Below are 24,791 nucleotides of genomic sequence, written 5' to 3'. Positions count from 1 at the left end.
TAACGGCACACACAGTGGCCGAAAAGCGGGCCTTCTAGGCCAGTGTCCAAGCAAGGAGAATCACACCATGTCAGTGATCAATACCAACATCACCTCGATGATCGGTCAGCAGAATCTGAACGAATCGAAAAATGCGCTTACCACTTCCATGGAGCGCTTGTCTTCTGGCCTGCGTATCAACAGCGCCAAGGATGATGCGGCCGGTCAGGCCATCGCCAACCGCATGACCTCACAGATTAACGGTCTTGGTCAAGCGCAGCGTAATGCAAACGACGGTATCTCCATGGCACAGACTGCTGAAGGCGGTTTAGACCAAATCAACGATAACTTGCAGCGTATTCGCGAGCTATCTGTTCAGGCAGCTAACGGTACTAATAGCCAAGAAGATTTAAATTCCATCCAAGACGAGATTGATCAGCGCTTGACTGAAATCACTCGTGTTTCTGAAGAAACCGACTTCAATGGTACGAAAGTCCTAGGGGAGAATGAAGGCGCGGCTGATCCTACCCAGCGTACTGTTCAAATACAAGTCGGCGCAGATGATAGTCAAGTTATTGAATTAAACCTTGCTCAAGTCAATAAAGAAACATTGAATCTTGCAGGGTTTAATGTGAACGGTGCAGGTGAAATTGATAACGCAGCTGCGACAGAAACCGATCTTCAAACGGCGGGTAATGTCATTGCATCAGGCGGACCTGGAGATTATACGCTTCAGGAAGAAAACACAGTCGCCTCGGCAACTGATGTGTTAGGCCAGCTTGCTGATACCGATACAGTTACAATTACAAGTGATGGCGCCGGTACACCTGTGACTAATGCCGCTCAGCTTGGATTTGGTTCTGGTACGATCACTGGTACATTGACTAGTGATGGCGAAGGCAATCTGACTACAGACGTCACTGATCTTGCTGAAGGTGACGCAGCGACAATGTTGACAGGTTCTGCTGATGCACCTACCGAAGCCACCTATACCTTTAGTGGCGGTTCGCAAGATATCTTGGTCGATAGCACCGGAAACATTACAGATAAGGATGGAAACCAGCTCTACCTATCTGCAGCCAATGAATTGACGCTTAATGACGGTGGCTCCGGTACTGCTGCAACAGCAACTAATTTGACTGCTGCCGTTGCAGCCGATGCAAATGCTGCTGGAAACTCAGAAATTGCCATTTCTGGTGGCCCGACTCTTTCTTCAGATGGCGATGCTAATAATGACTTGTCTGTCTTAGGTGCTTCCTTAACAAATCAAGAAGTAGCTACACTTTCTAATGATAATAACAATTTCATCGAAACCACTGTTCAGTCTAATGGTGCTAATACCACTATTGAAGACGATGGAAGCGTGACTTCTGACTTCGGTGGTGCCGGTGCAGCCGCAGTTTATGTGGATGGCGACGACGCATTGGTTACCAATGAGTTCACAGAAACTGAACTGTTCGTCCGTGAAGATAATGGCGGAATCGTTACTGATGATACAGGTGTGCAGTATTTCACTGATCAAGATGGTGCGCTGACTACTGAGGCAACTACCTCTACTGAGCGTTCTAGTCTCGACGATCTTGATAAAGCCATTGCCGAAGTAGATAGCCTACGCTCCGACCTTGGTGCCGTGCAGAACCGCTTTGAATCTGCGATCACTAATCTGAGCACCAACGAAACTAACCTTTCAGCGGCCCGCTCGCGTATCGAAGATGCCGACTACGCGACTGAAGTTGCTAATATGACCCGTGCACAGATCCTGCAGCAGGCAGGTACTTCTGTACTGGCCCAGGCCAACCAGCTGCCGCAGAACGTTCTGTCTCTGCTGGGCTAATTGGTTAGCCAATAGGCTGATTGATCGACATATAACGGGGCCGCAAGGCCCCGTTTTTATGAGATAAACCGGCAAGCGTTATAGGCTGAAGTGACCCAATGAGCCAAAAAAGCATTTCTGCCCATGAGGTGGTGTACGATTTAATTCCCAGGCTCAACGCTCTGGAAAGGCAGATTAACAACACCCTTGAAGCCATGATCACGGCAAGCCAATCACCTGATGAGAAGCATCGAAACAAAAACCTGAAAATAGAGTTCGAGTTAGAGCTGACGATGATCCGCATGAACCTTCAGCACTTGCTAAGCCGCTACCAAACGGAGTTGGAAGCCGTCATCAGTGACGAGCGACGAGATGGCATGCTTACTCTGGATCAAAACGAAACCGTTGCGGTGGAAAGTGCCAAGGCGTTATACGACCGCGTGCAGCGTTTACAGCAAGGCCAATAGCGCCAAGGCTAAACAAGCGAGCCAACCATGAGTCCCGATGAACACCAACGCGTCGCGCAGGAACTTGAATCGCTAATCCGCGATACCCAAGCGACAATTGAGCGTGCCGAAAACCACGGTCTAGACCAAACATCCCCCGAAGACTTTCAAGCCCTGCTGGATATTGTCGACAGCGCCGTGAAGCAGCAGCGCGAGCATACTCAGGCGATGTTAGGCTGATAAAGCCGCTGCGCTTCCCCCCGGCGGATACAACGTTTATTGAAAGCAACATTTCTCGACGCCATGTGCTCAAGCCCACCGCGTCGCAGCCGATAGTAGAAAGACAGGACACAGCAACATTCTGCCAGGGTTGGCTATCACCATAATAAAGATGACAACTCAAAGGCTGATGCGATGCTGGAAAAACTCCATAAGATCAATGTGAAATACACCCTGGCGTTTATCCTGGTGGCCCTGTCGCTGCTGGGCGTCGTGGTGGTCGATAGTCTGCTTGTCCAGTCGATGCGTGAACGCATGACGGCGTTCAGTGGCTCCTTTAACCCGGCCGTTTCAGCTGTGCTCAATGCGGACCGCGACCTATACCAGGCACGGGTGGCCGAACTTGAAGTACTGCGTGAAGCGCCTGGCAGTGAGGGGGCAAGCGCTCAGTACGACGATTATCGCGAAAATGCCGAGCAGGCGTATGACCGGATGCATGACTTCCTCGAGCTACTAGAGGCGTATCCACAGGTAAGCGAGGGGCTTGAGCCGTTCGAGGATCGTTACGCGGCATGGGAGGCGGCGTCTCAGCGTGTTTTCGACCTGCATGCAGACGGCGAGCTTGACGCCGCTGAGGCGCAACTGGAAGGCGACTCGTTAGCGGCCTTTAATTCGTTGCGGGAGCTTTACAACATTGCCGGGGAAAGCGCCGATGCGCGTGGCCTGGCGCTGGAGCAAGAAACACTGGCGGCAGTCGCCGTTCAGCAGCGTTGGGTAATGGGTTTCACGGCATTGGTGTTATTGGCCACGCTGGTGATTGCCTTGATGGGGCCGAACCTGATGTCCCGGGCGCTTCGCCAGGTCAGCGGGCGCATTCGCGATATTACCGAGGGTGAGGGCGATCTCACCGCGCGTATTGATAGCCAGCGGCGCGACGAGATTGGTGAGCTGGCACGGGAGTTCGATGGTTTTATCGCGCGCATGGATGTCAGCTTCCAGGCGGTGCGCGACGGTGCCCGCAATGTCAATGTGGCGTCGGACGAGATTGCCTCCGGCAGCGAGGACCTTGCGTCCAGAACCGAGGAGCAGGCGTCTGCCCTGCAAGAGACGGCGTCCAGCATGGAAGAGATGTCTTCGATCGTGCGTCAGAACAGTGAGTCGGCCAGCAATGCCGATACCATTTCCAGCCAGGCGGCTGAAAAAGCCGAGAAAGGCGTCAAAGAGGTTCAGCACTCGGTGGAGTTGATGCGTGAACTCGAGACCAGTTCGCGCAAGGTGGGCGAAATTGTCGAAGTCATCGACTCGATTGCCTTTCAGACTAACATTCTGGCGCTCAATGCCTCGGTCGAGGCGGCGCGTGCGGGGGAGCATGGCCGCGGTTTTGCGGTGGTGGCCAGCGAGGTGCGCAATCTCGCCAGTCGCAGCGCGGATTCCTCCAAAAAGATTCGTGAGATGATAACGGATATCAGCCAGCGTATCGCCAGCGGTGCCGAGCAAGCGGTACGCAGTGGCGAGGGGATTCAGGATACGGTAGAGGCCATCCGCCAGGTGTCAGGGCTGATGAACGAGATTTCACTGGCCGTGCGCGAGCAGGAGTCCGGCATTCAGCAAGTGGGTACGGCGCTGACGCAGATGGACTCCGCCACGCAGCAGAACGTCACGCTGGTATCGCAAACCAGCGGCTCGGCGGCGTCGCTTCAGCAGGAAGCCAACCGTCTCACCCGCCTGGTGGATGCGTTCAAGCTCAGTGGTGATGCCACAGGCACTGCGTCGCCGTCACTACCTAAGCCGCCTGCCTCTCAGCAGGCGCCCCAACGCAACACGAAAAGAAACGAACCTGAGTGGGAAGCTTTTTAGATGAACTGTCGAAGACGTTCCTTGCCATCACAAAAGATTATTGGGGAATAAAAAACAGCTTTTATATTCTTTTATTCGCTGTTGATGCAAGGGTAAGATAACGTCATTAGTGCTTTTAGCTATCCAACAGGAATTACCACCATGCGACTGACACGCAAACTGACGATTACCCTTGCCACACTCTCACTGAGCATTACCAGTGGCGTGTTTGCCGCCACGACCCAGGCCGATACGCTCCGCGTTGGCATGTCGGGCGGTTACTTCCCCTTTACCTTTGTGGAGCAGGACGAGCTCAAGGGCTTTGAGGTAGATGTCATGAACGCCGTTGGCGAGATTACCGGTGATGACATCGAGTTCGTGACGGCTAGCTTCTCGGGTCTGGCGGGCATGCTGGAGTCGGGGCGTATTGATACGATCGCCAACCAGATCACCATTACCCCAGAGCGTGAAGCCAAGTATGTGTTCACGGAACCCTATGTGTATGACGGTGCACAGGTAGTGGTAAAGGCTGGGAATGACACTATTGAAGGTGTCGAAGATTTATCCGGCAAAAGCGTGGCGGTGAACCTGGGGTCTAACTATGAGCAACTGCTGCGTGAACAGCCCAATGCCGATGAAATCGATATTCGCACCTATGAGTCCAACATTGAACAGGATGTGGCCTTAGGGCGGGTAGAGGCATTTGTGATGGATCGCGTGAGTGCGACCCAGGTCATCAAGGAGAAAGGCCTGCCTTTAGAGCTGGCGGGCCAGCCTTTCTCGACCATCCAGAATGCGTTGCCGTTTCGTGATGACGAAGCGGGCCGTGCGCAACGCGACCGAGTTGGCGATGCCCTGGCAGAGCTACGCGAGAGCGGTGAGCTGCGCAAGATATCGGAAAAGTGGTTTGATACTGATATCACTCAGCCGTAACGGCCGGGTGACTCCGTTTTACGCGGCCGTGGCATTGCCACGGCCGTTTGCTTATAAGCGATATTGCTATGCTTGACCTTGAGTATATGTGGGGATTGCTGCCGGTTCTGCTGCGCTATCTGCCGCTCACACTTCAAATGGCGACCATTGCCATGCTGTTTGCCTTGGTGTTGGCGTGTCTGCTGGCGGTGATTCGCGTGTCGAAAGTGCCGTTTTTAAATGGGCTTTCGCTGCTGTTTATCTCGTTTTTCCGCGGTACACCGCTGCTGGTTCAGCTGTTTCTTTTCTACTATGGCTTGCCGCAGCTGTTTAGTTCGTTGATCGCGATTACCGGCGTGGCTGCCGCCGTGTTGGGGCTGACACTGCACTTCTCGGCCTATATGGCCGAGTCGATTCGCGCGGCGATTGTGGGCATTGATCGCAGCCAGACCGAAGCCGCGCTTTCCATCGGCATGACCCAGTCACAACTGATGCGCCGCATTATTCTGCCCCAGGCAACCCGTGTGGCGACGCCGACGTTGATGAATTACTTCATTGACATGATCAAGGCGACCTCACTGGCCTTTACGCTGGGGGTGACAGAATTGATGGGCGCCACGCAAAAAGAAGCGTCGGGCAGCTTTCTCTATTTAGAGGCGTTTTTACTGGTCGCGGTGATCTACTGGGTCATTGTGGAAATGCTGTCCTGGGGGCAGCGTCGGTTAGAAAGCTATCTTAATAAGGCCTACCAACGATGATTTCGCTGCAAGGGATTACCAAGCGCTTTGGAGCACATACCGTCTTCCAGGACATTGACCTGAGCCTCGCGCAGGGCGAGATTATCGTGATTATCGGCCCTTCCGGAACGGGCAAGTCAACGCTGCTGCGCTGTATTAACTTCCTGGAAAAACCGGATGCCGGGCATTTGCAGGTGGGCGATTTAAACGTTGATACCCAACGCGCCAGCCGGGCCGATATTCTGGCGCTGCGTCGCCGCACGGCGTTTGTCTTCCAGAACTACGGCCTTTTTGCCAATAAGACCGCGCTGGATAATATCAGTGAGGGGATGATCGTGGTGGACAAGCTGCCGAAAACCAAGGCGCACGCGCGGGCCAGAGAAATACTGGAGCGCATCGGCCTGGCTGATAAGGCGGATGCTTACCCCGCGTCGCTGTCAGGCGGCCAGCAGCAACGCGTGGGCATTGGCCGAGCCATGGCGGCTAACGCTGACGTGATCCTGTTCGATGAACCCACGTCGTCGCTAGATCCTCAGTGGGTAGAGGAAGTTTTGAGCCTGATGAAGCAGTTGGCGGTTGAGCGCCAGACGATGATCGTGGTCACCCATGAAATGCAGTTCGCCCGGGAGGTAGCCGACCGGGTTGTGTTCATGGACGAGGGCGGTATCGTCGAGCAGGCTCCACCCGAGGAACTGTTTACCGCGCCAAGGGATGAACGGACGCGCCACTTTCTGCGCAAGATTTTGGCGCCCATGGGACAGTCAGCGCCGTAAGGCGGCTGCGCTATCGTGCCGAGTGACTACTGCTAGCAAGGCCGCATTCTGCGTGATAGACTATGCCATCCTCTCAGACAAGACCCGTGAGCGGGCAGCTGAATTGAACTGCTCGCTACACTATTTTGGTCGGCTTATTGCACAAAATTTGTCGCCAAAACAATTGGTTGTTACGGAAGCGTCGCATTGGCCGTCTCGGCTCGCGACGAACACATAGTTAATCCGTTGCCCTTTAGTGGCAACCTTATTCTCCAAGGAGATACCAGTGGCGAACAGCAAGCAAGCTCGCAAGCGCGCCCGCCAGGCCGAGAACCGTCGTGTCCTGAAAGCCAGCCAACGCAGCATGGTCCGTACCTATATTAAGCGCGTACTCAAAGCGGTTAAGACTGGCGACCATGGCAAGGCGATGGAAGAGTTCAAGGTGGCGCAGCCGGTCATCGACCGCATCGCTGATAAAGACGTCCTTTCCAAGAAGAAAGCCGCACGTCTGAAAAGCCGCTTGAACAAGCGCATTAAAGCACTGGCGGCGTAAGCCGGCAGGCGCCTTAAAAAACCGGCTGCGGCCGGTTTTTTTGTGTCTGTGGATTGCCAAGGGAAGGATAGCGAAGGCGATGACCACGAATTCGCAGCAGGAAGGTCAGGAGCAGCCCCCGGGAAGAGGGTTGATGCGCTCAGGGTTGATTGTCAGTGCCATGACCATGCTGTCGCGGGTCATGGGGCTTGCGCGCGATGTGGTGGTGGCGGCGCTACTGGGCGCGGGGGACGGGGCCGATGCGTTTTTCGTGGCCTTCAAGATTCCCAATTTTCTGCGCCGTCTGTTTGCCGAAGGGGCGTTCAACCAGGCCTTTGTGCCGGTGCTTTCCGAGTACTCGACCCAGCGCAACAAGCAGGAAATTCGCGAGCTGCTCAATGCCGTGGCGGGGAGCTTAACCGCGATTCTGGCATTGATTACCGCGCTTGCGATGCTGGGTGCGCCCTGGTTGATCTGGCTGTTTGCTCCGGGGTTTGGTCGCGACCCGGAAAAGCTCGCCATGACCGCGGACATGCTGCGCTTGACCTTCCCGTATTTACTGCTGATTTCGCTTACCGCCTTTGCCGGTAGCGTGCTGAACACCTGGAACCGTTTTGCGGTCCCGGCGTTTACCCCGGTGCTGTTGAACCTGTCGCTGATCGGCGCGGCCTTGTTGCTCACGCCCTTGATGCAAGAACCCGCCATGGCACTGGCATGGGGGGTTTTGATCGCCGGGGTGGCGCAACTGGTGTTTCAGGTGCCGTTTTTGCTGCGCCTGGGGCTGATGCCCACCCCATGGCCCAACTTGGCCCATGACGGCGTCCGGCGAATATTGAAGCTCATGGGGCCGGCGCTGTTTGGCGTGTCGGTATCGCAGATCAACCTGCTGCTGGATACCGTGCTGGCCTCGCTGTTGGCCGCGGGTAGTGTGTCGTGGTTGTATTATTCCGATAGGCTGGTGGAGCTCCCGCTGGGTGTGTTTGGCGTGGCGATTGGCACGGTGATCTTGCCCGCGCTTTCCAAGCGCCACGCTGACCAGTCAAACGCGCACTTTGCCGCCATGCTCGACTGGGCAATCCGCATGGTGCTGCTGCTGGGGCTGCCCGCTGCGCTGGCGCTGGTGGTATTGGCGGAGCCGCTATTGATCACGCTGTTCCATTACGGCGCGATGACCGATACCGATATCCAGATGGCGGCGATGAGCCTGCGCGCCTACGCCGTTGGGTTGGTGGCCTTTATGCTGATCAAGGTATTGGCGCCGGGCTTTTTTGCCCGCCAGAACACCAAGACCCCAGTGAAGGTGGCCATCTTTGCCATGGTCGCCAATATGGCCTTCAACCTGATGCTGGTTTGGTCGCTGGCCCACGCCGGGTTAGCGTTGGCCACGGCGCTGTCGGCGTTCCTGAATGCCGGGCTGCTCGGTTACCTGCTGCGCAAGGAAGGCGTGCTGGTGTTTCAGCCGGGCTGGGGGCGCTTTGCGGTGCAGCTTTTAGGCGGTTGCGCGTTGATGAGTATTGCGCTGTACGCCATTGCCCCCGAGTGGACAACCTGGCTTGCCATGAGCCTGTGGCAGCGGGTCGCCTGGGTGTCGGGGCTGGTGGCGCTGGGCGCAGGGCTGTACTTTGCCTGGCTGGGCGCGCTGGGGTTGCGGGTGCGGCATTTGAAAATGCGCGCCTGACGCTGCACGACAGCGGCCAGGTTCGTTATAATCGGTGGCTTTGCTGCCTGCTGCTTGAGCGGGTGAGCGGGCTAGCAACGGCTGAGGTGCCATGCGGGTCATTCGAGGTTTGCACAATTTAACGGCGTCTTCGCGGGGCTGCGTGGCGACCATCGGTAATTTCGATGGGGTACACCGCGGCCATCAGGCGATCTTGCAGCAATGCCGCGAGCACGCCGCGCGCTTGGGCGGCCCACTGACCGTGGTGGTGTTTGAACCCCAGCCGCGCGAGTTTTTTGCCGGTGACCAGGCGCCGCCCCGGCTGACGCGGCTGCGTGAAAAGGTCCGCCTGCTGGGGCACCACGGTGCCGAGCAGGTGCTGTGCCTGCCGTTTAACGATGCGCTGCGCAGCCTCACCGGCCGTGAGTTTATTGACCAGGTACTGATCGACGGGCTGAACGTAAAGCACCTGGTGGTCGGCGACGACTTTCGCTTCGGCTGCGACCGGCGCGGCGACTTTACCCTGCTGGAGGAGGTGGGCCGCGAACAGGGCTTCGGCGTTGAGCATACCCGCACCTTTACGGTAGACGACGAGCGCGTTTCCAGCTCGCGGGTGCGTACACTGCTGGCCAGCGGCAACTTCACCGCCGCCGCCCGCCTGCTGGGTCGCCCCTATTCGGTGGACGGTCGGGTGGTGCGTGACCAGCAACTGGGCCGCACCATTGGCGTACCTACTGCCAATCTGCCGATGTTGCCCCAGCCGCTCACGCTGCGCGGGGTGTACGCCGTTGTTGGCGAGCTGGAAAACGGCGAGCGCCATTTGGGCGTGGCCAATGTCGGCTTTCGGCCCACGGTGGGTGCCACGCGGCCGACCCTGGAGGTTCACCTGTTCGACTTCTCAGGTGATCTGTATGGCCAGCGCATGACGGTGGTGCCCTGTGCGAGGCTGCGGGGCGAGGTCAAGTTTGACGATATCGAGGCGCTGAAAGCGCAGATTGGGCGCGATCAGCGTCAGGCGCGGCGCTACTTTGCGACCGCCGCTGCTGGCAACAACGCAACATTCCCGCTGGCCTCGGCCCCGCTCGGGCGAGAGACCGCATCTTCTGATTCCTCCTTGGCGGGCGATTCCGCCGAAGATAACGACGGCTGACCGGACTATGGATTATAAGCACACGCTAAACTTGCCAGAAACCGACTTTCCCATGCGCGGCATGCTGCCCAAGCAGGAGCCAGGGCGGGTGTCGACATGGCAGGATATGAACCTCTATCAGCGCCTGCGCGAAGAACGCGCGGGGGCGCCGCTGTTCGTGCTCCACGATGGCCCTCCCTACGCCAACGGCAGCATTCATATCGGCCACGCCGTCAACAAGATCCTTAAAGATATTATCGTCAAGTCGAAGAACCTGGCAGGCTTTGACGCGCCCTATGTGCCGGGCTGGGACTGCCACGGTCTGCCCATTGAGCACAAGGTGGAAACTACCCACGGCAAGCACCTGGCACCTGATCACGCCCGCGAGCTTTGCCGCGAGTATGCCGGGGCGCAGATTGAAACCCAACTGACCGACTTTGTGCGTCTGGGCGTGATCGGTGATTGGGATCACCCCTACCGCTCGATGGATTTCGCCAACGAAGCGGGCGAAATGCGCGCGCTGGCGGAGATGGTCGACGCGGGCTATGTGTTCAAGGGCTTGAAGCCGGTGAACTGGTGCTTTGACTGCGGCTCGGCACTGGCTGAAGCGGAAGTCGAGTATGCCGACAAGAAGTCCGACGCTATCGACGTTGCCTTCCCCGTTGAAGACGCCGACAAGCTGGCGGCCGCATTCGGTTTAGACACGCTGCCCAAGCCCACTGCCGTGGTGATCTGGACGACGACCCCCTGGACCATCCCCGCCAACCAGGCGTTGAACGTCCATCCCGAGTTCACCTACGCGCTGGTCGATACCGGCGAGCGTCTGCTGCTGCTGGTGGAAGACCTGGTCGAAAGCTGCCTGGAGCGCTATGCACTGAGCGGTGAGGTAATTGCCACCGCCAAGGGCGCGGCGCTGGATCTGATCAATTTCCGTCACCCGTTTTACGATCGCCTATCGCCGGTGTACCTTGCCGATTACGTCGAGGCGGAAGTCGGCAGCACGGGTATTGTCCACTCCGCGCCGTCCTACGGCATGGATGACTTCATTACCTGCCGCGAGCACGGCATGGAATTTGACGACATGCTCAACCCGGTGCAGGGCAACGGCGTTTATGCGGACGACCTGCCGTTCTTCGGCGGCCAGATGATCTGGAAGGCCAATCCGCATATCGTCGAAAAGTTGCGCGAGGTGAATGCGCTGATGGCCCACACGCCGATCACCCACAGCTACATGCACTGCTGGCGGCATAAAACGCCGGTGATCTACCGTGCCACGGCCCAGTGGTTTGTGGGCATGGATATCCAGGGCAAGGACGGCAAAACCCTGCGCGAGCGTGCCCTGGAAGGCATTGAAGCGACCAGGTTTACCCCTGCCTGGGGTCAGGCGCGCCTGCACAGCATGATCGCCAACCGCCCGGACTGGTGTATTTCCCGCCAGCGCAACTGGGGCGTGCCGATTCCGTTCTTCCTGCACAAGCAGACCGGCGAGCTGCACCCGCGCACCGTTGAACTGATGGAAGAAGCCGCCAAGCGCGTCGAGCAGGAAGGTATCGACGCCTGGTTCAAGCTCGACCCGGCGGAGCTGCTGGGTGCGGAGGCCGCCGATTACGACAAGGTGACCGACACCCTGGATGTCTGGTTCGACTCCGGTACCACCCACCGTCATGTGCTGCGCGGCTCGCACCCGCATGGCCATGAAAGCGGCCCGCGGGCGGACCTCTACCTGGAAGGCTCCGACCAGCACCGTGGTTGGTTCCACTCATCGCTGCTGACCGGCTCGGCCATCGACGGCCATGCGCCGTACCGCCAACTGCTGACCCATGGCTTTACCGTGGATGCCCAGGGCCGCAAGATGTCCAAGTCCATCGGTAACGTGGTCGTCCCGCAAACGGTCATGGACAAGCTCGGCGCTGACATTCTGCGCCTGTGGGTCGCCTCGACCGATTACTCCGGCGAAATGGCGGTCTCGGACGAGATCCTCAAGCGCACCGCGGACGTCTACCGGCGTATTCGCAACACCGCACGCTTCCTGCTTTCCAACCTCAACGGCTTTGACCCGGCGACGGATAAGGTGGCGTTTGGCGACATGCTGGCGCTGGACCGGTGGGTGGTCGACCGTGCCGCGCAATTGCAGGGGCGTATCGACACCGCCTACGACGAGTACCGTTTCCTGGATGTCTACCAGCAGGTGCATGGCTTCTGCGCCCGTGAGCTGGGTGGCTTCTATCTGGATGTGATCAAGGATCGCCAGTACACCACCCAGGCGGATTCGCTGGCCCGGCGCAGCGCACAAACCGCGCTTTACCACGTGGTCGAGGCGCTGAGTCGCTGGGTCGCCCCGATCCTGTCGTTCACTGCCGAAGAGATTTTTGAGCACATTCCCGGTGAGCGTGGCGACAGCGTCCTGCTGGAAACCTATTACACCGGCCTTGAAACGCTGGATGATAACGCCGCGATGGGGCGTGATTTCTGGGAGCAGGTGCTGGAAGTCAAGCACGCGGTCAACAAGTGCCTGGAAGATGCCCGTAATGCCAAGGTGATCAAGGGAAGCCTGGCCGCCGAGGTGACGCTTTACGTGAGCGACGCGCTCAACGCGACGCTGACCAAGCTGGGCGACGAGCTGCGCTTTGTAATGCTGACCAGCGAGGTAACGCTTAAACCGCTGGCTGAGGCCGAGAATGCTGAAGCCACCGAGCTTGAAAGCCTGAAGGTCGCGGTGGCGCAAAGCGAGCACACCAAGTGCGAGCGCTGCTGGCATCACCGCCCGGACGTAGGCACCCATGAGGCATATCCCGATCTATGCGGCCGCTGTATCAGCAACCTCCCCGAAGGCAGCGGCGAGATTCGTTACTATGCCTAACGCGACCCATACGCCTGATACCCCTTCTCAGCGGCCGCCGATGCACCGGCCGCTGCGCTGGCTGTGGCTGGCGGCAGCGGTGGTCGTGCTGGACCTGGCCACCAAGTACCTGGCCAGCAGCCAGTTGAGCTACGCCCAGCCGGTGGAAGTACTGCCGTTTTTCAACCTGACGCTGTTGCATAACCCGGGAGCGGCGTTCAGCTTTTTGGCCGACCATCCCGGCTGGCAGCGCTGGTTCTTTGCGATAATCGCGATTGGCGCAAGCATCGGGCTGAGCATTTGGCTCGCGCGGATCAAGGCCGACGAAAAGCTGCTGGCCGTGGCGCTGCCGCTGATCATCGGCGGGGCGCTTGGCAACCTTTTTGACCGGCTCGTCCACGGCTATGTGGTCGACTTTCTGTCCTTTCACGCGGCGGGCTGGTACTACCCGGCATTTAACGTGGCGGATATTGGCATTACCCTGGGAGCTGCCGGGCTAATCTGGGAGTCGGTAATGGGCGAACGGCGACGCAAAAAAGCCCAGCGGTCCTAACCTCCCTCAACAGCGAGTAACGCAATGAGCGATTATTTAATTGATGACGGTATGGAAGTGTCCTTGCACTTCACGCTCAAGCTGGAAGACGGCACGGTGGTCGACTCGACCAAAGAGAAAGTGCCCGCTACCTTTCAGTATGGCGACGGCAATCTGCCCCCCGGCTTTGAACACCCGATCAAGGGCATGATGGCGGGGCAGGAAGGCAGTTTCGAGATTACCCCTGAACATGCTTTCGGCCAGCATAACCCGCAGAATATTCAAACGCTGAAGCGTGACGACTTCGGTGATGAAGTCCCCGAGATTGGTATGGTGATGTCTTTTGCCGATAAAGCGGGAACGGAATTGCCGGGCGTGGTCAAAACGATCGAGGGAGACCGGATCGAGGTCGACTTTAATCATCCTCTGGCGGGGCGTACCCTGACGTTTGAGGTGGAAGTGCTCGACGTGAAGCCGGTCACGACACACTGAGACCCCACCTATCTGCAGGGGCGATATTCATCCAACGGTGTTCAGCATCAAGGCGCGACTTATGCAATCACAGCAGCAAACACACCCCATCGAGATCAAACTGGCCAACCCGCGAGGGTTTTGCGCGGGGGTTGACCGTGCCATCGATATCGTCAACCGGGCGCTGGATGTGTTTGGGCCGCCGATCTACGTCCGCCACGAAGTGGTCCATAACCGCTTCGTGGTGGAAACGCTGCGTGAGCGCGGCGCGGTGTTCGTCGAGGAACTGCACGAAGTACCCGACGATGTGATCGTGATTTTCTCCGCCCACGGGGTCTCCCGTGCGGTACAGCAGGAAGCCGAAGAGCGCGGCTTGAAAGTCTTTGACGCCACCTGCCCGCTGGTCACCAAGGTGCATCTTGAAGTGCTGCGCTATGCCAAGCGCGGCCAGGAGTGCATCTTGATCGGCCACCAGGGCCACCCGGAGGTCGAGGGCACTATGGGGCGTTACGATACGGCCAGCGGTGGGCGCATTTATTTGGTGGAAGACGAGCACGATGTCGCCAACCTGGAAGTTAAAGACCCAAGCCAGTTGGCCTTTGTGACGCAAACGACCCTGTCGATGGATGACACCGCCAAGGTGATCGACGCGCTGCGCGACAAGTTCCCCGAGATTCAGGGGCCGCGCAAGGATGACATCTGCTACGCCACGCAGAATCGTCAGGACGCGGTGCGTGAACTGGCCGCCGATAGCGATCTATTGCTGGTAGTGGGGAGCCCCAACAGCTCCAACTCGAATCGCCTGCGCGAGCTGTCCGAGCGTATGGGCACGCCCGCTTACTTGATCGACAATGCCGAGCAGATCGAGCCCCAGTGGTTGAAAGGCATCAACCGTATCGGCGTAACCGCCGGGGCGAGCGCGCCGGAAGTGCTGGTCAAGGGGGTCATCGAACGTCTGCAGACCATGGGCGCCACCGCGCCCCAGGAACTGCTCGGCCGGGAAGAGACGATCACCTTCTCGATGCCTCGTGAACTGCGCGAGCAGGTGATCGCCAGCAGCTAATACCTGGCAGCCAATCCAAGCCTGCGTAATGCAATGCGTATGGGTTTGCGACATACTGAAATGGTATGAGTCAACCAATACAGGAGCAACGCCGCTTGCATTACGTCTCTCATCGCCCCTTGTTACGTCACGGCCAGCGCGGCTTTACCCTTATTGAGTTAATGATCGTGCTGGCCATCATCGGTATCGTGGCGGCCATTGCCTACCCCAGCTATACCCGCTATGCACAAAAATCGCTGCGCACCGACGCCCATGCAGGGCTCATGCAGGCGGCGTCCGAGCTGGAGCGGTGCTATACGCGCACTTATGCCTATGCCGCGAGCTGCCTGGAAACGACACAGTCACCTGAGCAAAACTATGACATTGGGTTTGCCAGTGAGGATGGAGACGGCGGTTATACATTGACGGCAACGACCAGGAACGGCCAGGACGATGGCTGCGATAAGCCGCTGACCCTGGATGCCAAGGGCACGCAAGCACCCGATGAGTGCTGGTAGGCCTATGCCTCAACGCGGCTTTACCCTCATTGAGCTGATGATCGTGCTGGCTATCGCAGCATTGTTGCTGCTACTCGCGGCGCCCGCTTTCACTACGTTCATGGCCCGCCAGCAACTGGCCGGTGATGTAAACCAGCTGCAATCGGTGCTGACCTTTGCCCGCAGCGAAGCGATCAAGCAGCGTCAGCCCATCACGGTGGAATTTTCCCCGCCCGACGAACTCAACGCTACGCGCCGCCCTGAAGCGTGCAACGACGCCCCGTGGTGCTACTGGGCGGAAAGTGCTCAAGACGGCGGAGAGGCGAACGTCATGCGGGTAGGGCAAGCCGACAATATTACCCAGCCCGAAGGCAGATTCTCTTTAGCGTTTGAAAGCCTGGGCGATGCGGATATCAGCGACTGTGATGACGGTGATGGCCAGTGCGAGATTACGCTCTCGGGAGACGCTATCGACCCTGTGACGATTCGGGTTCGTGAAACCGGCAGCCTGCGCAAGGTGCCCTTATGATGTCACAGCGTGGCTTCAGTCTAGTTGAAGCGCTGATTGCACTGCTGGTGTTGTCGCTGGGTCTGGTGGGCGTGGCCGCCATGCAACTAAAAGCACTGCAAAGTGCGACCCAGGGTTACCAGCGCTCGGTGGCAAGCGTCGCCGCCGTTGATGCTCAAGAGCGTCTTTGGGCAACGCTTGAGCCCGGACAAGGCTGTGATGCCATCGATGTCGGGGCGGTTCAAACCGTCTGGCAAGACCATTGGTTTCAGGATGAGGACCATTCGCCACTGCGCAACGCCGTTGAATCGCAAAGCGATATTATGCGGGAGAGTGGAGGTAACAGTTGCCAGTTCACGGTCACCCTGGTGCTGGGCAGCGGTGATAACGACAAGTTGGATTACCGCTTTAGCTTGCCTAGCCTGGAGGACCTGGAATGAGGCACGCTCAGCGCGGGTTTACCCTGGTAGAGCTGATGGTAGCGATGGTGATCGGTACCATCATCATCCTGGGGGCAGGGCAACTGTTTCTCACTACTTTTCAAACCTTTCAAAACGTCGACAAGATCAGCCGCAAGCAGGAGAACCTGGTATTTATCGCCCAGCGCGTTACCCGCGAGATCCGTCAGAACGGCCCGGGGCGCTTCACGCTTGAATGCGAGTCAGAGCAGGTGCAGGAAAAAGACCAGTGCACCTGCACCGTGGCAGATACTGACGAGGGCAACCAGCCGTTGGTCAGTTTCCGCAAAGACCTTGCCAGTGATGCTATGGCCAGCCAGTGCGAAGAGCCGGTACGTGATCTCGGCGAGCCCGTAGAGAGTAATGATGCTCTTTATCGCGTGGCATTACCTATCGAAAATAATGGTGAGTCGCTCATCTTCCATGTCGCTCATCGCGCAGCGGTGCTGGATATTGAAAATGCTGGGAATGGCGGGAATGATGACAACAACAACGGCAACAACGGTAATAACGGTAATAACGGTAATAACGGTAATAACGGTAATAACGGTAATAACGGTAATAACGGCAATAACGGCAATGGCAATGGTGGAAACGCAAATGCGGGCGGACGTGGTAACCCTAATAACTAGGTAAATGCATATGAAACAACAAGGAGCGGCATTAGTGATCGTCATGGCTCTGCTTGCCGGCGCCATGACACTTGGTCTCTCAGGTATGCAAACTGCCTTGGTAGATGAGCGGCTGGCGGGCAATTATCGTGCTGCCACCTTGGCACAAATGGCGGCAGAGTCCGGGGCGATTGTCAGAGGCGAGAAAAACTCAGCAAATGACAGTGATGTGAGCTGTGAAGCGCTGAAAGAATCAGTTCAACGTAATGCCGCCGCGTCTGCAAATTTTTCAAAATTCAATGCCATTGAGTCGGCGGCTGGAAATAGCGATGTAGTGGCAGGGTATTATTTTGCCGAATGTCAAAATGCCGGAAAAAGCTCAGAGCTCATAGTTGGGCAAGTTAAACGTAATGCAGATGTTTCGGTGAATGAGTTCATCGCTGTCGATTATTATGTGCTTTACCCAAGTGCCAGTGGAGGTTCTTCTCCTGGTGAAGGAGGCGGCGGTAATAATAGCTTCGGTAGCGGAGCGGTCGTGGCAGGCAAGGGGGGCGTTAGATTAACGGGAAGTGCCCGAGTAAGTGGAGGGATAACGACAAGCGGTGACGTGGAAATTAAAGGCGGTGCTTCGGTGCCAGACTCGATTGATGCGGCTGGGGTGATTGATTCGCCAAACTACTGGGATGAAGATGACACACAAAATTTCCGGGAAAATGTTTCTTTTGACTCTGTTAAGCAAGATCCTCTGAGTATTGAAGACGTATATGCCTCTTTAGATAGAGAAACAGAGGCGCTGACAGAAGGCCCTTATGAATATGGCGATGTTCGCGTTGGGCAATATCCTTTAGTTGATGCCACAATAAGCGGTAATGGGCTTATTGGTTTTAATGAGTCTAAAAACCCCGGTGAAAATCAAGTCATGGTAGAGGCTGAAAATTACGACGTATCAGAAGTGCCTATGATAACGGGTGATTATCCTGTAATGAGAACGAGGGACTTTAACCAAACAAACGGCAGCCTAACAGTAACAGGGGATGCCGTGCTTATTGTGGATGGCGACTTAACCCTTGGAGGCGGTGGCGATGAAGGGCTTATATTTGCAGGGGATAGTTCCTTAACAGTTCTGGTGACAGGTGATGTGGATCTAAAAAGTTCGTTGCAGATGCAAAATTTATCTGTGAAGACGGAAAGCGGGAAGCCAAGGTTTGCTATTTACTCATTGGGTGAAAACGTCAAAATTGCTGGAAGCTCCCAGGCGATGGCCATGATTTATGCGCCCTTTGCCTCTGTTGATATTCTCGGCAGTGGTGGTTTGAGGGGCGCTTTATGGGGAGAAAGCGTGGATGTAAGGGGTGCTGGCCGCATTATCGGTGAAGGAAGTTTTATTGATAGCTCTAGTAGCGCAACTGACGGATCGGGAAGCAGCACCTGGGCTCCATTTTAGTAAAGGCTATTAAGGGGTTGAGGACGCCCTCCTTGCATTATCCGGCGTGGTAGACTCCAATGTTCAATCCGTCCAGCTTTTGAAGTGATAGGTTAATTTCCAATGAGTCAGACCCGTGTCCTAACCGGTATCACCACGACCGGCACGCCCCATCTGGGCAACTACGTCGGGGCGATCAAACCCGCCATTGAGGCGAGCCAGGACCCCAGCGTGCAGTCGTTCTACTTTCTGGCCGACTACCACGCGCTGATCAAGTGTCAGGATCCCAAGCGCGTGCAGCAGTCGCGGCTGGAAATAGCTGCCACCTGGCTGGCGCTGGGGTTGGATACCGACAACGCCATTTTCTATCGCCAGTCGGATATCCCGGAGATCCCCGAGCTTACCTGGATGCTTTCCTGCGTGTGCGCCAAGGGATTGATGAACCGTGCCCACGCCTACAAGGCCGCTGTGGCCGAGAACGAAGAGGCGGGTAACCAGGATCCGGATAAGGGCATCACCATGGGGCTGTTCGGCTACCCGGTGCTGATGGCGGCGGATATTCTGATGTTCAACGCCAACAAGGTGCCGGTCGGCCGCGATCAGATCCAGCATATCGAGATGGCGCGGGATATCGCGGGGCGTTTCAACCATCTGTACAAAGGCGACTATTTCACGCTGCCTAGTGCGGTGGTGGACGAAAAGAGCCAGGTGCTCGGTGGGCTGGACGGACGCAAGATGTCCAAGAGCTACAACAACACCATTCCGCTCTTTGTCGCCGAGAAAAAGCTGCAGAAGCTGGTGCGCAAGATCAAGACCAACTCGCTGGAACCCGGCGAGCCGAAAGACCCGGATACCTGTACGCTGTTCCAGATCTACGCCGCCTTTGCCTCAACCGAGGAAACGGCGGCCATGCGCCAGCAGTATGCCGACGGCATTGGCTGGGGGGACGCCAAGAACCAGGTGTTTGAGTATCTCAACGCTCATCTGGAAAAACCCCGCGAGCGCTATCACGCCCTCATGGAAGACCCCGGTCATATTGAAGCGGTCTTGCAGAAAGGAGCTGAAAGAGCGCGGCAAGAAACGGCGGTGACCATGGACAGGCTGCGAGCCGCCGTGGGGCTTGGCCGTTTCCACTAAAACGAGGTGATGGCGTGCGTCTGCAACGCGATAAAAGCTTACTGCTGATGGTCGATTTTCAAGCCGGCTTGGTGCCGGTGATTGACGACGGTGACCAGGCCATTGCCGAGGCTCATTGGCTGTATGGCGTGGCGGATGCCCTGGGCATCCCCGTATGGCTGACCGAACAGATGCCCGAGAAGCTGGGCGGCACGGCGCCGGCGCTGCTGGAAGCACGACAAGCGCCAACGATTTGGCAGAAGCAGCACTTCGGAGCGATGGAAGAGACGGCGTTTCGTGAAGCGCTGAGCGCCTCGGGCAGGCAGCAGGTGGTTCTGTGTGGCACCGAGGCGCATATCTGTGTCCTGCAAACGGCGCTGGGGCTGCTGGAAGAGGGCTATGCGGTCTACTGGCTGACGGAAGCAACGGCCAGCCGTCGGGCCGAGGAGGCCGTCTTGGCGCGCGAGCGAGCCTGCGCCCTGGGGGCGCAGGCGGTCTCGGCGGATATGGTGGCTTATGAGTGGCTTCACCGTTGCGATACCGCGTCTTTCAGCGCCGTGCATCGCCAGTTCCTGAAACCGCGTGCCGATAGAACCGTCCGCTTTTTCTAGCGGGAACCTTAACGATCCGATTCGCGGCGGGTGAAGACAAAGGTATCGCCCTGGGACGCGGCGGCATCGAAACGGTAACCTGCCACGTCAAAATCTTTCAGCGCCTCGGGGTCGTTCACCTGTTGGCGAATGATCCAGGCACTCATCAGGCCGCGCGCCTTCTTGGCGTAGAAGCTGATGATCTTGAAGGTGCCGTTTTTCTCGTCTTTAAACACCGGCGTAATGATCCGGGCATCAAGCTTGTCGGCATCCACGGCTTTGAAATACTCGTTGGAAGCCAGATTCACCAGTACCTTGGAACCGCTGTCGGCAATCGCCGCATCAAGCGCTGAGGTGAGCGTGGGCTTCCAATAGGCATACAGATCCTTACCCGCCGGGTTGGGCAGCTTGGTGCCCATCTCCAGCCGGTAGGGCTGAATCAAATCCAGTGGGCGCAACAGGCCATAGAGCCCCGAGAGGATGCGCAGGTGCTGCTGGGCATAGCGGTTTTCAGCGTCGCTGAAGGTATCGGCTTCAAGCCCGGTGTAAACATCGCCCTGGAAGGCCTGTGCCGCCGGTTTGGCGTTTTCCAGCGAAAACGGTGGCTGCCATTCGGCAAAGCGTGCCGCGTTCAGCCCCGCCAGTTTATCGCTGACGCCCATCAGGTCGCTGATTTGCTGCGGCGAATAGTCGCGCAGTATATCGATGAGTGTTTGGCTGTCGGTCAGAAAATCCGGCTGGCTGACGTCGTGGGTGGTTGAAGGGGTTTCAAAATCCAGTGTCTTGGCCGGCGAAATAACGCTCAACATGGCAGATTCCTTGGGACGTCGCAGAAATAATGATCCGTATTATACCAAGCCTCGGCGATGGCCGAGGCTATAAGGTCGATAGCGTTGTCTGCCATCAAGGGCAGGGGTTGGGCATACGGCGATGGATATCGTCGATCGCTTCCAGCAGTTCGTCGTCGAGCTTGAGGCTTTCGCTGGCCAGGTTGCTTTCCAGCTGTTCCATGGTGGTGGCGCCGATTATATTGCTGGTCAGGAAGCTGCGCGAATTGACGAACGCCAGCGCCATCTGCGCGGGGTCGAGGCCGTAGTCCTGTGCCAACGATACATAGGCCTTGGTGGCCGCTTCGGCTTCCGGCGAGGTATAGCGCTTGAAGCGTTCATAGAGGGTAAGGCGGCCTTTGGGTGGTTGGGCACCATTCAGGTATTTACCCGAGAGCACGCCAAAGCCCAGCGGCGAATAGGCCAAAAGCCCGACATCTTCGCGGTGGGCGATTTCGGCCAGGCCCACCTCGAAAGAACGGTTGAGCAGATTGTAGGGATTTTGAATCGAGGCCACGCGGGGCAGGTCAAGCTGGTCGGAGAGCTGCAGGGCGCGCATGGTGCCCCAGGGGGTGTCGTTCGACAGGCCAATGGCGCGGATCTTGCCAGCGTCGACCAGCTCCTTGAGCGCACTCAAGGTCTCCTCGAGCGGTGTGGCATCTTCTTCTTCGTTATGTGTATAGCCGAGCTTGCCGAAAAAGTTGGTGCTGCGGTCGGGCCAGTGCAGCTGGTAAAGGTCCACATAGTCGGTCTGTAGCCGCTCAAGGCTTGCGTCGATCGCCTTGAAGAGGTGGTCGCGGGTCAGGCGCGGCCCGCCGCGTATGTGGTCCAGCCCGGGGCCTGCGGCCTTGGTGGCCAGGATGACATCGTCGCGTTCGCCGCGCTGCTTGAGCCAGCTTCCCACATAGCGCTCTGTCAGCCCTTGGGTGTCGGCCTTGGGGGGCACCGGGTACATTTCGGCGGTATCAATAAAGTTGATGCCAAAGGCGACGGCGCGATCAAGCTGTTCGTGGGCCTCGGCCTCGGTGTTCTGTTCGCCAAATGTCATGGTGCCCAGGCAAAGTCGGCTGACGTGCATCCCGGTTCTGCCCAGTGGTCGCGTTTGCATGGTGGGTCTCCTAGTATGAACACAATGACCTGCGGAATGCGCGGTAATTCCAGCGCATCGCGTCGGGGTTGTTGGGCATGTTAGCGAGGCGTTCGCCAGGCAGCAAATAAGAGGGGTTGAGTCGTCGCCATGGCAGGCGTATGCTTGCCAGCCCATTGACCGGCCAAGGGCCGGTCTGTCGCGTGGTTGGTTGTCTCATAGAGAGTGACGGCTGGCCCAAGGTTTCATAAACAGGCAGGGTGGTTGGCCATGCCACAGGCATCATCTTTGTTCATTCGGCTTGAGTTTCGTCTGGCCGAAAGGCTGTTTCAAAATCGTTGGCTGTTGCCACGCTCACCGCGTACTCAGCGGTTGACGCTGAACTTGTTCAAGCGCTGCGCTGAGGCGGGCCATCCCGACGCGCTTTCCGTTTATGGCAACATGCTGTTACAGCGAAGCCTGTCGCCCCACGATAAAGCACGCGGGGCGCGCTATGTCATGGAAGCCGCCCATGCAGGCGATGTAAAGTCGCAGTATCAGGCGGCGAAAATTTATGAGACCGGCTGTGCGCAGTACCCGAGCCGCGATGATTACGCGGTGACCTGGTATGCACGTGCGGCACAATCCGGTCATTCACTAGCGGCTGAACGCCTGGCGCATGCTTACCGGGTCGGCGAGCTGGGCCTAGCGGTGGATGCCGACCAGGCTGCCTATTGGCAGAGCCTGGTAAGTGAGCCGTCCGACCCTGTTGCGGCATGATGTGCCGTCCCTTTTTTCGCAAGTGAGGTCGTCCGTGTCCGAGACGCTACCGACGGTGTTGGATATTGAAGCGTCCGGTTTCGGGCGCGGTAGCTACCCGATCGAGGTAGGCATTGCCCGTGCCGACGGGTCCACCTGTGCGTTCCTTATTCAACCGCTTGATGAATGGACCCACTGGGACCCGAAGGCTGAGTTGCTGCACGGCATCTCCCGCGATCGATTGTGCCGCGAGGGCTTTCCGGTACGTCAGGTGGCACGCTGGCTGAACGACGAATTAAGTGACGAGGGCAAGGCGTATAGCGATAGCTGGGGATATGACAATACCTGGCTATCGTTGTTGTTTCATCATGCGGGCATGCTGCCGGGCTTTCGTCTGGAAGCGCTGAGAATTCTACTGAGTGAAGATCAGCAGGCGCTATGGAGCGATACCAAGGAAGCGGTCATCGCCGAGCGCGGCATTCATCGCCATCGTGCCGGTGAAGACGCGCGGTTACTGCAACTGACTTACCAGCGCACCCAGCAGCTTTGTCAGTAAGCGTAGGCGTTATTTAACCATCCCCCTTATCTTTCAAGCGCCTCAAGCATTGCCTTGGGTGTTTCGGCGTCGAGCAGCATGTCTCGCGTTGCTTGTGCCATGAATCCCTGCTGGACGGTACTGTTCAAAAACGTCAGCAGCGGCGAGTAGAACCCGTCGACATTGAGGAGTCCCAGCGGCTTTTCATGCAGGCCCAGATACCCCCAGGTCCAGATTTCAAACAGTTCTTCAAAGGTACCGATACCGCCGGGCAGGGCAATGAACGCATCGGCATTGGCGGCCATCGTTGCCTTGCGCTCGTGCATATTGGGCACGCGTATCAGCTCGCTAAGGCCAAAGTGGGCCTGCTCGCGCTCGACCAGATGATCCGGCATCACGCCGACCACCTCGCCCCCGGCGTCAAGTGCCGCATTGGCCAGTACGCCCATCAAACCGACCCGGGCGCCGCCGTAGACCAGTGTATGACCGCGAGCTGCCAGGGTGTGCCCCAGTTCATGGGTGGCGTGACGAAAGGTAGGGCTATTGCCCTCCCGAGAGCCAAGATAAACGCAGATTCGGGACATCTTGCTTCCTTGTACTAATGGGGGCCGAGATGAAGGCTCAAGGCAGACAGGCGTCGACCTGATAGTGAGCATCCAGCCATTGGCCAATCACATTGTTGCCGCAAAGGTGGTGGGCGTACTGGGTGTGCAGGCAGCGAACCTGCTGCCAGTTGCTGATGCCGCCAATACCGCGCTGGGTCAATACCTCGGTGTAGCCGCGCTCGGCGACCTCGGCACGCTGAGCATCGCTCATCAGTGCCCAGCGCGTTTCAACGTAGTCGCGGTGGCTTTGCTGGTAGGCGGCGAGAAAGTCGGGGTCGTCCTGTAGCTGCTGCTCCAGCGACTTGATAACGCCGACGGCTTCAATGCGCGATATCTCGATTTTGAGCACGTCGGAGCACAGCCAGTAGAGTGTCGGGAAAGGCTTGCCCTCGACAATCGGGGCCATGCGCAGCACCAGTGGGGTGCCATTACCGTCGGTAGCCGTCACGGCCTCAATGCCCTTTGGCGGGCGGCCGAGCTGCTGTGTAATAATCGCCAGTTGGCGTTCGTCGGGCGCTTGATCAGTGCGAATCACCATGGGCGAGTCTCTTGCAGGCAGTCATCGGGTGTAAGGGAAGTGGTAGTAGTGCGCAGGATTAATCCCGGACAAACTTGGTGGAGCGGCCAACGGCGCGAAAAAAGCAGCGATTGAGCTGTTCCGGAGAGGCCACATAATGCCAGGTACGCTCACAATATTCAGCCGCTCGCGCCATCAGTACATCGTACAGGCGGTTGAACGGCGCATCATAATCGTAGGGGTCGGCGCCGAACAAGCGAATATGCGGATAATCGGCAAAGCGTTCCATAAAGTAGCGCTCAAGGTCGGCCTCGACGGCGCGGTGTTGGGCGGTGTTGTCCGGGTCTAGCCAAAGGTTATAGCGGATCGCCATGGGGCACTCC

28 protein-coding genes are annotated in these 24,791 nt (G+C 57.6%); 23 read left to right on the top strand and 5 right to left on the bottom strand.

Annotation, left to right across the window (positions count from 1 at the left end):
• Positions 1 to 67 precede the first annotated feature (67 nt).
• From IT895_RS19570 to IT895_RS15850, 21 genes are all read left to right on the top strand, one after another.
• On the top strand, positions 68 to 1,813 hold the full coding sequence (locus IT895_RS19570; protein ID WP_199284024.1) for a flagellin N-terminal helical domain-containing protein: 1,746 nt from the start codon (positions 68 to 70) through the stop codon (positions 1,811 to 1,813).
• Positions 1,814 to 1,911: 98 nt separating this feature from the next.
• Positions 1,912 to 2,259, top strand: coding sequence for a hypothetical protein (locus tag IT895_RS15945; protein ID WP_199284023.1), 348 nt, complete (start codon positions 1,912 to 1,914; stop codon positions 2,257 to 2,259).
• A gap of 27 nt (positions 2,260 to 2,286) precedes the next feature.
• Entirely contained in the window at positions 2,287 to 2,478 is a 192-nt protein-coding gene (locus IT895_RS15940) for a hypothetical protein (protein WP_199284022.1), read from the top strand.
• A 174-nt stretch (positions 2,479 to 2,652) separates the two neighbouring features.
• Positions 2,653 to 4,314 carry a methyl-accepting chemotaxis protein gene (locus IT895_RS15935; RefSeq protein ID WP_199284021.1) on the top strand — a complete coding sequence of 554 codons (1,662 nt, stop codon included), beginning with the start codon at positions 2,653 to 2,655 and terminating at the stop codon, positions 4,312 to 4,314.
• A 141-nt stretch (positions 4,315 to 4,455) separates the two neighbouring features.
• Positions 4,456 to 5,226 (top strand): amino acid ABC transporter substrate-binding protein, encoded by a 771-nt coding sequence (locus tag IT895_RS15930; protein ID WP_199284020.1) that lies wholly within the window; start codon positions 4,456 to 4,458, stop codon positions 5,224 to 5,226.
• Between the two features lie 68 nt (positions 5,227 to 5,294).
• Positions 5,295 to 5,963: an amino acid ABC transporter permease gene (locus IT895_RS15925; RefSeq protein WP_233337283.1), complete on the top strand. Its 669-nt coding sequence runs from the start codon at positions 5,295 to 5,297 to the stop codon at positions 5,961 to 5,963.
• Positions 5,960 to 6,715: an amino acid ABC transporter ATP-binding protein gene (locus tag IT895_RS15920; protein WP_199284019.1), complete on the top strand. Its 756-nt coding sequence runs from the start codon at positions 5,960 to 5,962 to the stop codon at positions 6,713 to 6,715. Before IT895_RS15925 ends, IT895_RS15920 begins: the two co-directional genes overlap by 4 nt.
• 265 nt (positions 6,716 to 6,980) lie before the next feature.
• Positions 6,981 to 7,247, top strand: a complete 267-nt coding sequence (gene rpsT / locus IT895_RS15915; RefSeq protein WP_066316664.1) for a 30S ribosomal protein S20 — start codon at positions 6,981 to 6,983, stop codon at positions 7,245 to 7,247.
• A gap of 79 nt (positions 7,248 to 7,326) precedes the next feature.
• Complete coding sequence (murJ, locus tag IT895_RS15910; RefSeq protein WP_199284018.1) at positions 7,327 to 8,904, top strand: murein biosynthesis integral membrane protein MurJ; 1,578 nt, start codon at positions 7,327 to 7,329, stop codon at positions 8,902 to 8,904.
• A 91-nt stretch (positions 8,905 to 8,995) separates the two neighbouring features.
• The gene (gene ribF, locus IT895_RS15905) at positions 8,996 to 10,033 is read left to right on the top strand and encodes a bifunctional riboflavin kinase/FAD synthetase (RefSeq protein WP_085920108.1); all 1,038 of its coding nucleotides are present in this window, start codon (positions 8,996 to 8,998) and stop codon (positions 10,031 to 10,033) included.
• Positions 10,034 to 10,040: 7 nt separating this feature from the next.
• Positions 10,041 to 12,872, top strand: a complete 2,832-nt coding sequence (ileS, locus tag IT895_RS15900; RefSeq protein WP_199284017.1) for an isoleucine--tRNA ligase — start codon at positions 10,041 to 10,043, stop codon at positions 12,870 to 12,872.
• Complete coding sequence (gene lspA, locus IT895_RS15895; RefSeq protein WP_066316673.1) at positions 12,865 to 13,404, top strand: signal peptidase II; 540 nt, start codon at positions 12,865 to 12,867, stop codon at positions 13,402 to 13,404. The genes ileS and lspA overlap by 8 nt, the downstream gene beginning before the upstream one ends.
• Positions 13,405 to 13,428: 24 nt before the next feature.
• Positions 13,429 to 13,875 (top strand): FKBP-type peptidyl-prolyl cis-trans isomerase, encoded by a 447-nt coding sequence (gene fkpB / locus IT895_RS15890; RefSeq protein WP_199284016.1) that lies wholly within the window; start codon positions 13,429 to 13,431, stop codon positions 13,873 to 13,875.
• Positions 13,876 to 13,936: 61 nt separating this feature from the next.
• Entirely contained in the window at positions 13,937 to 14,917 is a 981-nt protein-coding gene (gene ispH / locus IT895_RS15885; protein ID WP_066316681.1) for a 4-hydroxy-3-methylbut-2-enyl diphosphate reductase, read from the top strand.
• Positions 14,918 to 14,982: 65 nt separating this feature from the next.
• Complete coding sequence (locus IT895_RS15880; protein WP_199284015.1) at positions 14,983 to 15,414, top strand: type IV pilin protein; 432 nt, start codon at positions 14,983 to 14,985, stop codon at positions 15,412 to 15,414.
• A gap of 4 nt (positions 15,415 to 15,418) precedes the next feature.
• Positions 15,419 to 15,922, top strand: a complete 504-nt coding sequence (locus tag IT895_RS15875) for a GspH/FimT family pseudopilin (protein ID WP_233337282.1) — start codon at positions 15,419 to 15,421, stop codon at positions 15,920 to 15,922.
• Positions 15,919 to 16,341, top strand: coding sequence for a type IV pilus modification protein PilV (gene pilV, locus IT895_RS15870; protein WP_199284013.1), 423 nt, complete (start codon positions 15,919 to 15,921; stop codon positions 16,339 to 16,341). The genes IT895_RS15875 and pilV overlap by 4 nt, the downstream gene beginning before the upstream one ends.
• Positions 16,338 to 16,991: a PilW family protein gene (locus tag IT895_RS15865; protein WP_199284012.1), complete on the top strand. Its 654-nt coding sequence runs from the start codon at positions 16,338 to 16,340 to the stop codon at positions 16,989 to 16,991. Before pilV ends, IT895_RS15865 begins: the two co-directional genes overlap by 4 nt.
• 10 nt (positions 16,992 to 17,001) lie before the next feature.
• Positions 17,002 to 18,414, top strand: coding sequence for a pilus assembly PilX family protein (locus tag IT895_RS15860; RefSeq protein WP_199284011.1), 1,413 nt, complete (start codon positions 17,002 to 17,004; stop codon positions 18,412 to 18,414).
• A gap of 102 nt (positions 18,415 to 18,516) precedes the next feature.
• Positions 18,517 to 19,530: a tryptophan--tRNA ligase gene (locus tag IT895_RS15855; RefSeq protein ID WP_066316691.1), complete on the top strand. Its 1,014-nt coding sequence runs from the start codon at positions 18,517 to 18,519 to the stop codon at positions 19,528 to 19,530.
• Between the two features lie 14 nt (positions 19,531 to 19,544).
• Positions 19,545 to 20,120, top strand: coding sequence for an isochorismatase family protein (locus IT895_RS15850; protein WP_199284010.1), 576 nt, complete (start codon positions 19,545 to 19,547; stop codon positions 20,118 to 20,120).
• An 8-nt stretch (positions 20,121 to 20,128) separates the two neighbouring features.
• On the opposite strand, the gene yaaA is transcribed toward IT895_RS15850, so the two are convergent.
• Together yaaA and IT895_RS15840 are read right to left on the bottom strand one after the other, a co-directional pair.
• Positions 20,129 to 20,908, bottom strand: coding sequence for a peroxide stress protein YaaA (gene yaaA / locus IT895_RS15845; RefSeq protein WP_066316694.1), 780 nt, complete (start codon positions 20,906 to 20,908; stop codon positions 20,129 to 20,131).
• A 94-nt stretch (positions 20,909 to 21,002) separates the two neighbouring features.
• Complete coding sequence (locus IT895_RS15840; RefSeq protein ID WP_199284009.1) at positions 21,003 to 22,034, bottom strand: NADP(H)-dependent aldo-keto reductase; 1,032 nt, start codon at positions 22,032 to 22,034, stop codon at positions 21,003 to 21,005.
• A 249-nt stretch (positions 22,035 to 22,283) separates the two neighbouring features.
• Here IT895_RS15840 and IT895_RS15835 point away from each other — a divergent pair, with 249 nt between their 5' ends.
• Together IT895_RS15835 and IT895_RS15830 are read left to right on the top strand one after the other, a co-directional pair.
• Positions 22,284 to 22,772, top strand: a complete 489-nt coding sequence (locus IT895_RS15835) for a tetratricopeptide repeat protein (RefSeq protein WP_085920121.1) — start codon at positions 22,284 to 22,286, stop codon at positions 22,770 to 22,772.
• A 34-nt stretch (positions 22,773 to 22,806) separates the two neighbouring features.
• Positions 22,807 to 23,307, top strand: a complete 501-nt coding sequence (locus IT895_RS15830) for a hypothetical protein (protein ID WP_199284008.1) — start codon at positions 22,807 to 22,809, stop codon at positions 23,305 to 23,307.
• A 26-nt stretch (positions 23,308 to 23,333) separates the two neighbouring features.
• Here IT895_RS15830 and IT895_RS15825 read toward each other — a convergent pair whose 3' ends face one another.
• From IT895_RS15825 to IT895_RS15815, 3 genes are read right to left on the bottom strand one after another with little or no spacing between them, the layout of a single operon-like run.
• On the bottom strand, positions 23,334 to 23,870 hold the full coding sequence (locus tag IT895_RS15825; protein WP_085920123.1) for a TIGR00730 family Rossman fold protein: 537 nt from the start codon (positions 23,868 to 23,870) through the stop codon (positions 23,334 to 23,336).
• A gap of 37 nt (positions 23,871 to 23,907) precedes the next feature.
• On the bottom strand, positions 23,908 to 24,429 hold the full coding sequence (locus IT895_RS15820) for a DUF501 domain-containing protein (RefSeq protein WP_199284007.1): 522 nt from the start codon (positions 24,427 to 24,429) through the stop codon (positions 23,908 to 23,910).
• Between the two features lie 58 nt (positions 24,430 to 24,487).
• Positions 24,488 to 24,781: a hypothetical protein gene (locus tag IT895_RS15815; protein ID WP_085920125.1), complete on the bottom strand. Its 294-nt coding sequence runs from the start codon at positions 24,779 to 24,781 to the stop codon at positions 24,488 to 24,490.
• Positions 24,782 to 24,791 lie beyond the last annotated feature (10 nt).

Origin of the sequence: Halomonas sp. A40-4, from assembly GCF_015767635.1 — a bacterium.
GTDB classification, from domain to species: Bacteria; Pseudomonadota; Gammaproteobacteria; order Pseudomonadales; family Halomonadaceae; genus Vreelandella; species Vreelandella janggokensis.
Note: the sequence above shows the minus strand (reverse complement) of the source record. Positions and strands in the feature narration are given on the sequence as shown.

Coding starts and splice junctions, on each gene's coding strand:
- IT895_RS19570 (WP_199284024.1), top strand. CDS start 68: ATGTCAGTGATCAATACCAACATCACCTCGATGATCGGTCAGCAGAAT.
- IT895_RS15945 (WP_199284023.1), top strand. CDS start 1,912: ATGAGCCAAAAAAGCATTTCTGCCCATGAGGTGGTGTACGATTTAATT.
- IT895_RS15940 (WP_199284022.1), top strand. CDS start 2,287: ATGAGTCCCGATGAACACCAACGCGTCGCGCAGGAACTTGAATCGCTA.
- IT895_RS15935 (WP_199284021.1), top strand. CDS start 2,653: ATGCTGGAAAAACTCCATAAGATCAATGTGAAATACACCCTGGCGTTT.
- IT895_RS15930 (WP_199284020.1), top strand. CDS start 4,456: ATGCGACTGACACGCAAACTGACGATTACCCTTGCCACACTCTCACTG.
- IT895_RS15925 (WP_233337283.1), top strand. CDS start 5,295: ATGCTTGACCTTGAGTATATGTGGGGATTGCTGCCGGTTCTGCTGCGC.
- IT895_RS15920 (WP_199284019.1), top strand. CDS start 5,960: ATGATTTCGCTGCAAGGGATTACCAAGCGCTTTGGAGCACATACCGTC.
- murJ (WP_199284018.1), top strand. CDS start 7,327: ATGACCACGAATTCGCAGCAGGAAGGTCAGGAGCAGCCCCCGGGAAGA.
- ribF (WP_085920108.1), top strand. CDS start 8,996: ATGCGGGTCATTCGAGGTTTGCACAATTTAACGGCGTCTTCGCGGGGC.
- ileS (WP_199284017.1), top strand. CDS start 10,041: ATGGATTATAAGCACACGCTAAACTTGCCAGAAACCGACTTTCCCATG.
- lspA (WP_066316673.1), top strand. CDS start 12,865: ATGCCTAACGCGACCCATACGCCTGATACCCCTTCTCAGCGGCCGCCG.
- fkpB (WP_199284016.1), top strand. CDS start 13,429: ATGAGCGATTATTTAATTGATGACGGTATGGAAGTGTCCTTGCACTTC.
- ispH (WP_066316681.1), top strand. CDS start 13,937: ATGCAATCACAGCAGCAAACACACCCCATCGAGATCAAACTGGCCAAC.
- IT895_RS15880 (WP_199284015.1), top strand. CDS start 14,983: ATGAGTCAACCAATACAGGAGCAACGCCGCTTGCATTACGTCTCTCAT.
- IT895_RS15875 (WP_233337282.1), top strand. CDS start 15,419: ATGCCTCAACGCGGCTTTACCCTCATTGAGCTGATGATCGTGCTGGCT.
- pilV (WP_199284013.1), top strand. CDS start 15,919: ATGATGTCACAGCGTGGCTTCAGTCTAGTTGAAGCGCTGATTGCACTG.
- IT895_RS15865 (WP_199284012.1), top strand. CDS start 16,338: ATGAGGCACGCTCAGCGCGGGTTTACCCTGGTAGAGCTGATGGTAGCG.
- IT895_RS15860 (WP_199284011.1), top strand. CDS start 17,002: ATGAAACAACAAGGAGCGGCATTAGTGATCGTCATGGCTCTGCTTGCC.
- IT895_RS15855 (WP_066316691.1), top strand. CDS start 18,517: ATGAGTCAGACCCGTGTCCTAACCGGTATCACCACGACCGGCACGCCC.
- yaaA (WP_066316694.1), bottom strand. CDS start 20,908: ATGTTGAGCGTTATTTCGCCGGCCAAGACACTGGATTTTGAAACCCCT.
- IT895_RS15840 (WP_199284009.1), bottom strand. CDS start 22,034: ATGCAAACGCGACCACTGGGCAGAACCGGGATGCACGTCAGCCGACTT.
- IT895_RS15835 (WP_085920121.1), top strand. CDS start 22,284: ATGCCACAGGCATCATCTTTGTTCATTCGGCTTGAGTTTCGTCTGGCC.
- IT895_RS15825 (WP_085920123.1), bottom strand. CDS start 23,870: ATGTCCCGAATCTGCGTTTATCTTGGCTCTCGGGAGGGCAATAGCCCT.
- IT895_RS15820 (WP_199284007.1), bottom strand. CDS start 24,429: ATGGTGATTCGCACTGATCAAGCGCCCGACGAACGCCAACTGGCGATT.
- IT895_RS15815 (WP_085920125.1), bottom strand. CDS start 24,781: ATGGCGATCCGCTATAACCTTTGGCTAGACCCGGACAACACCGCCCAA.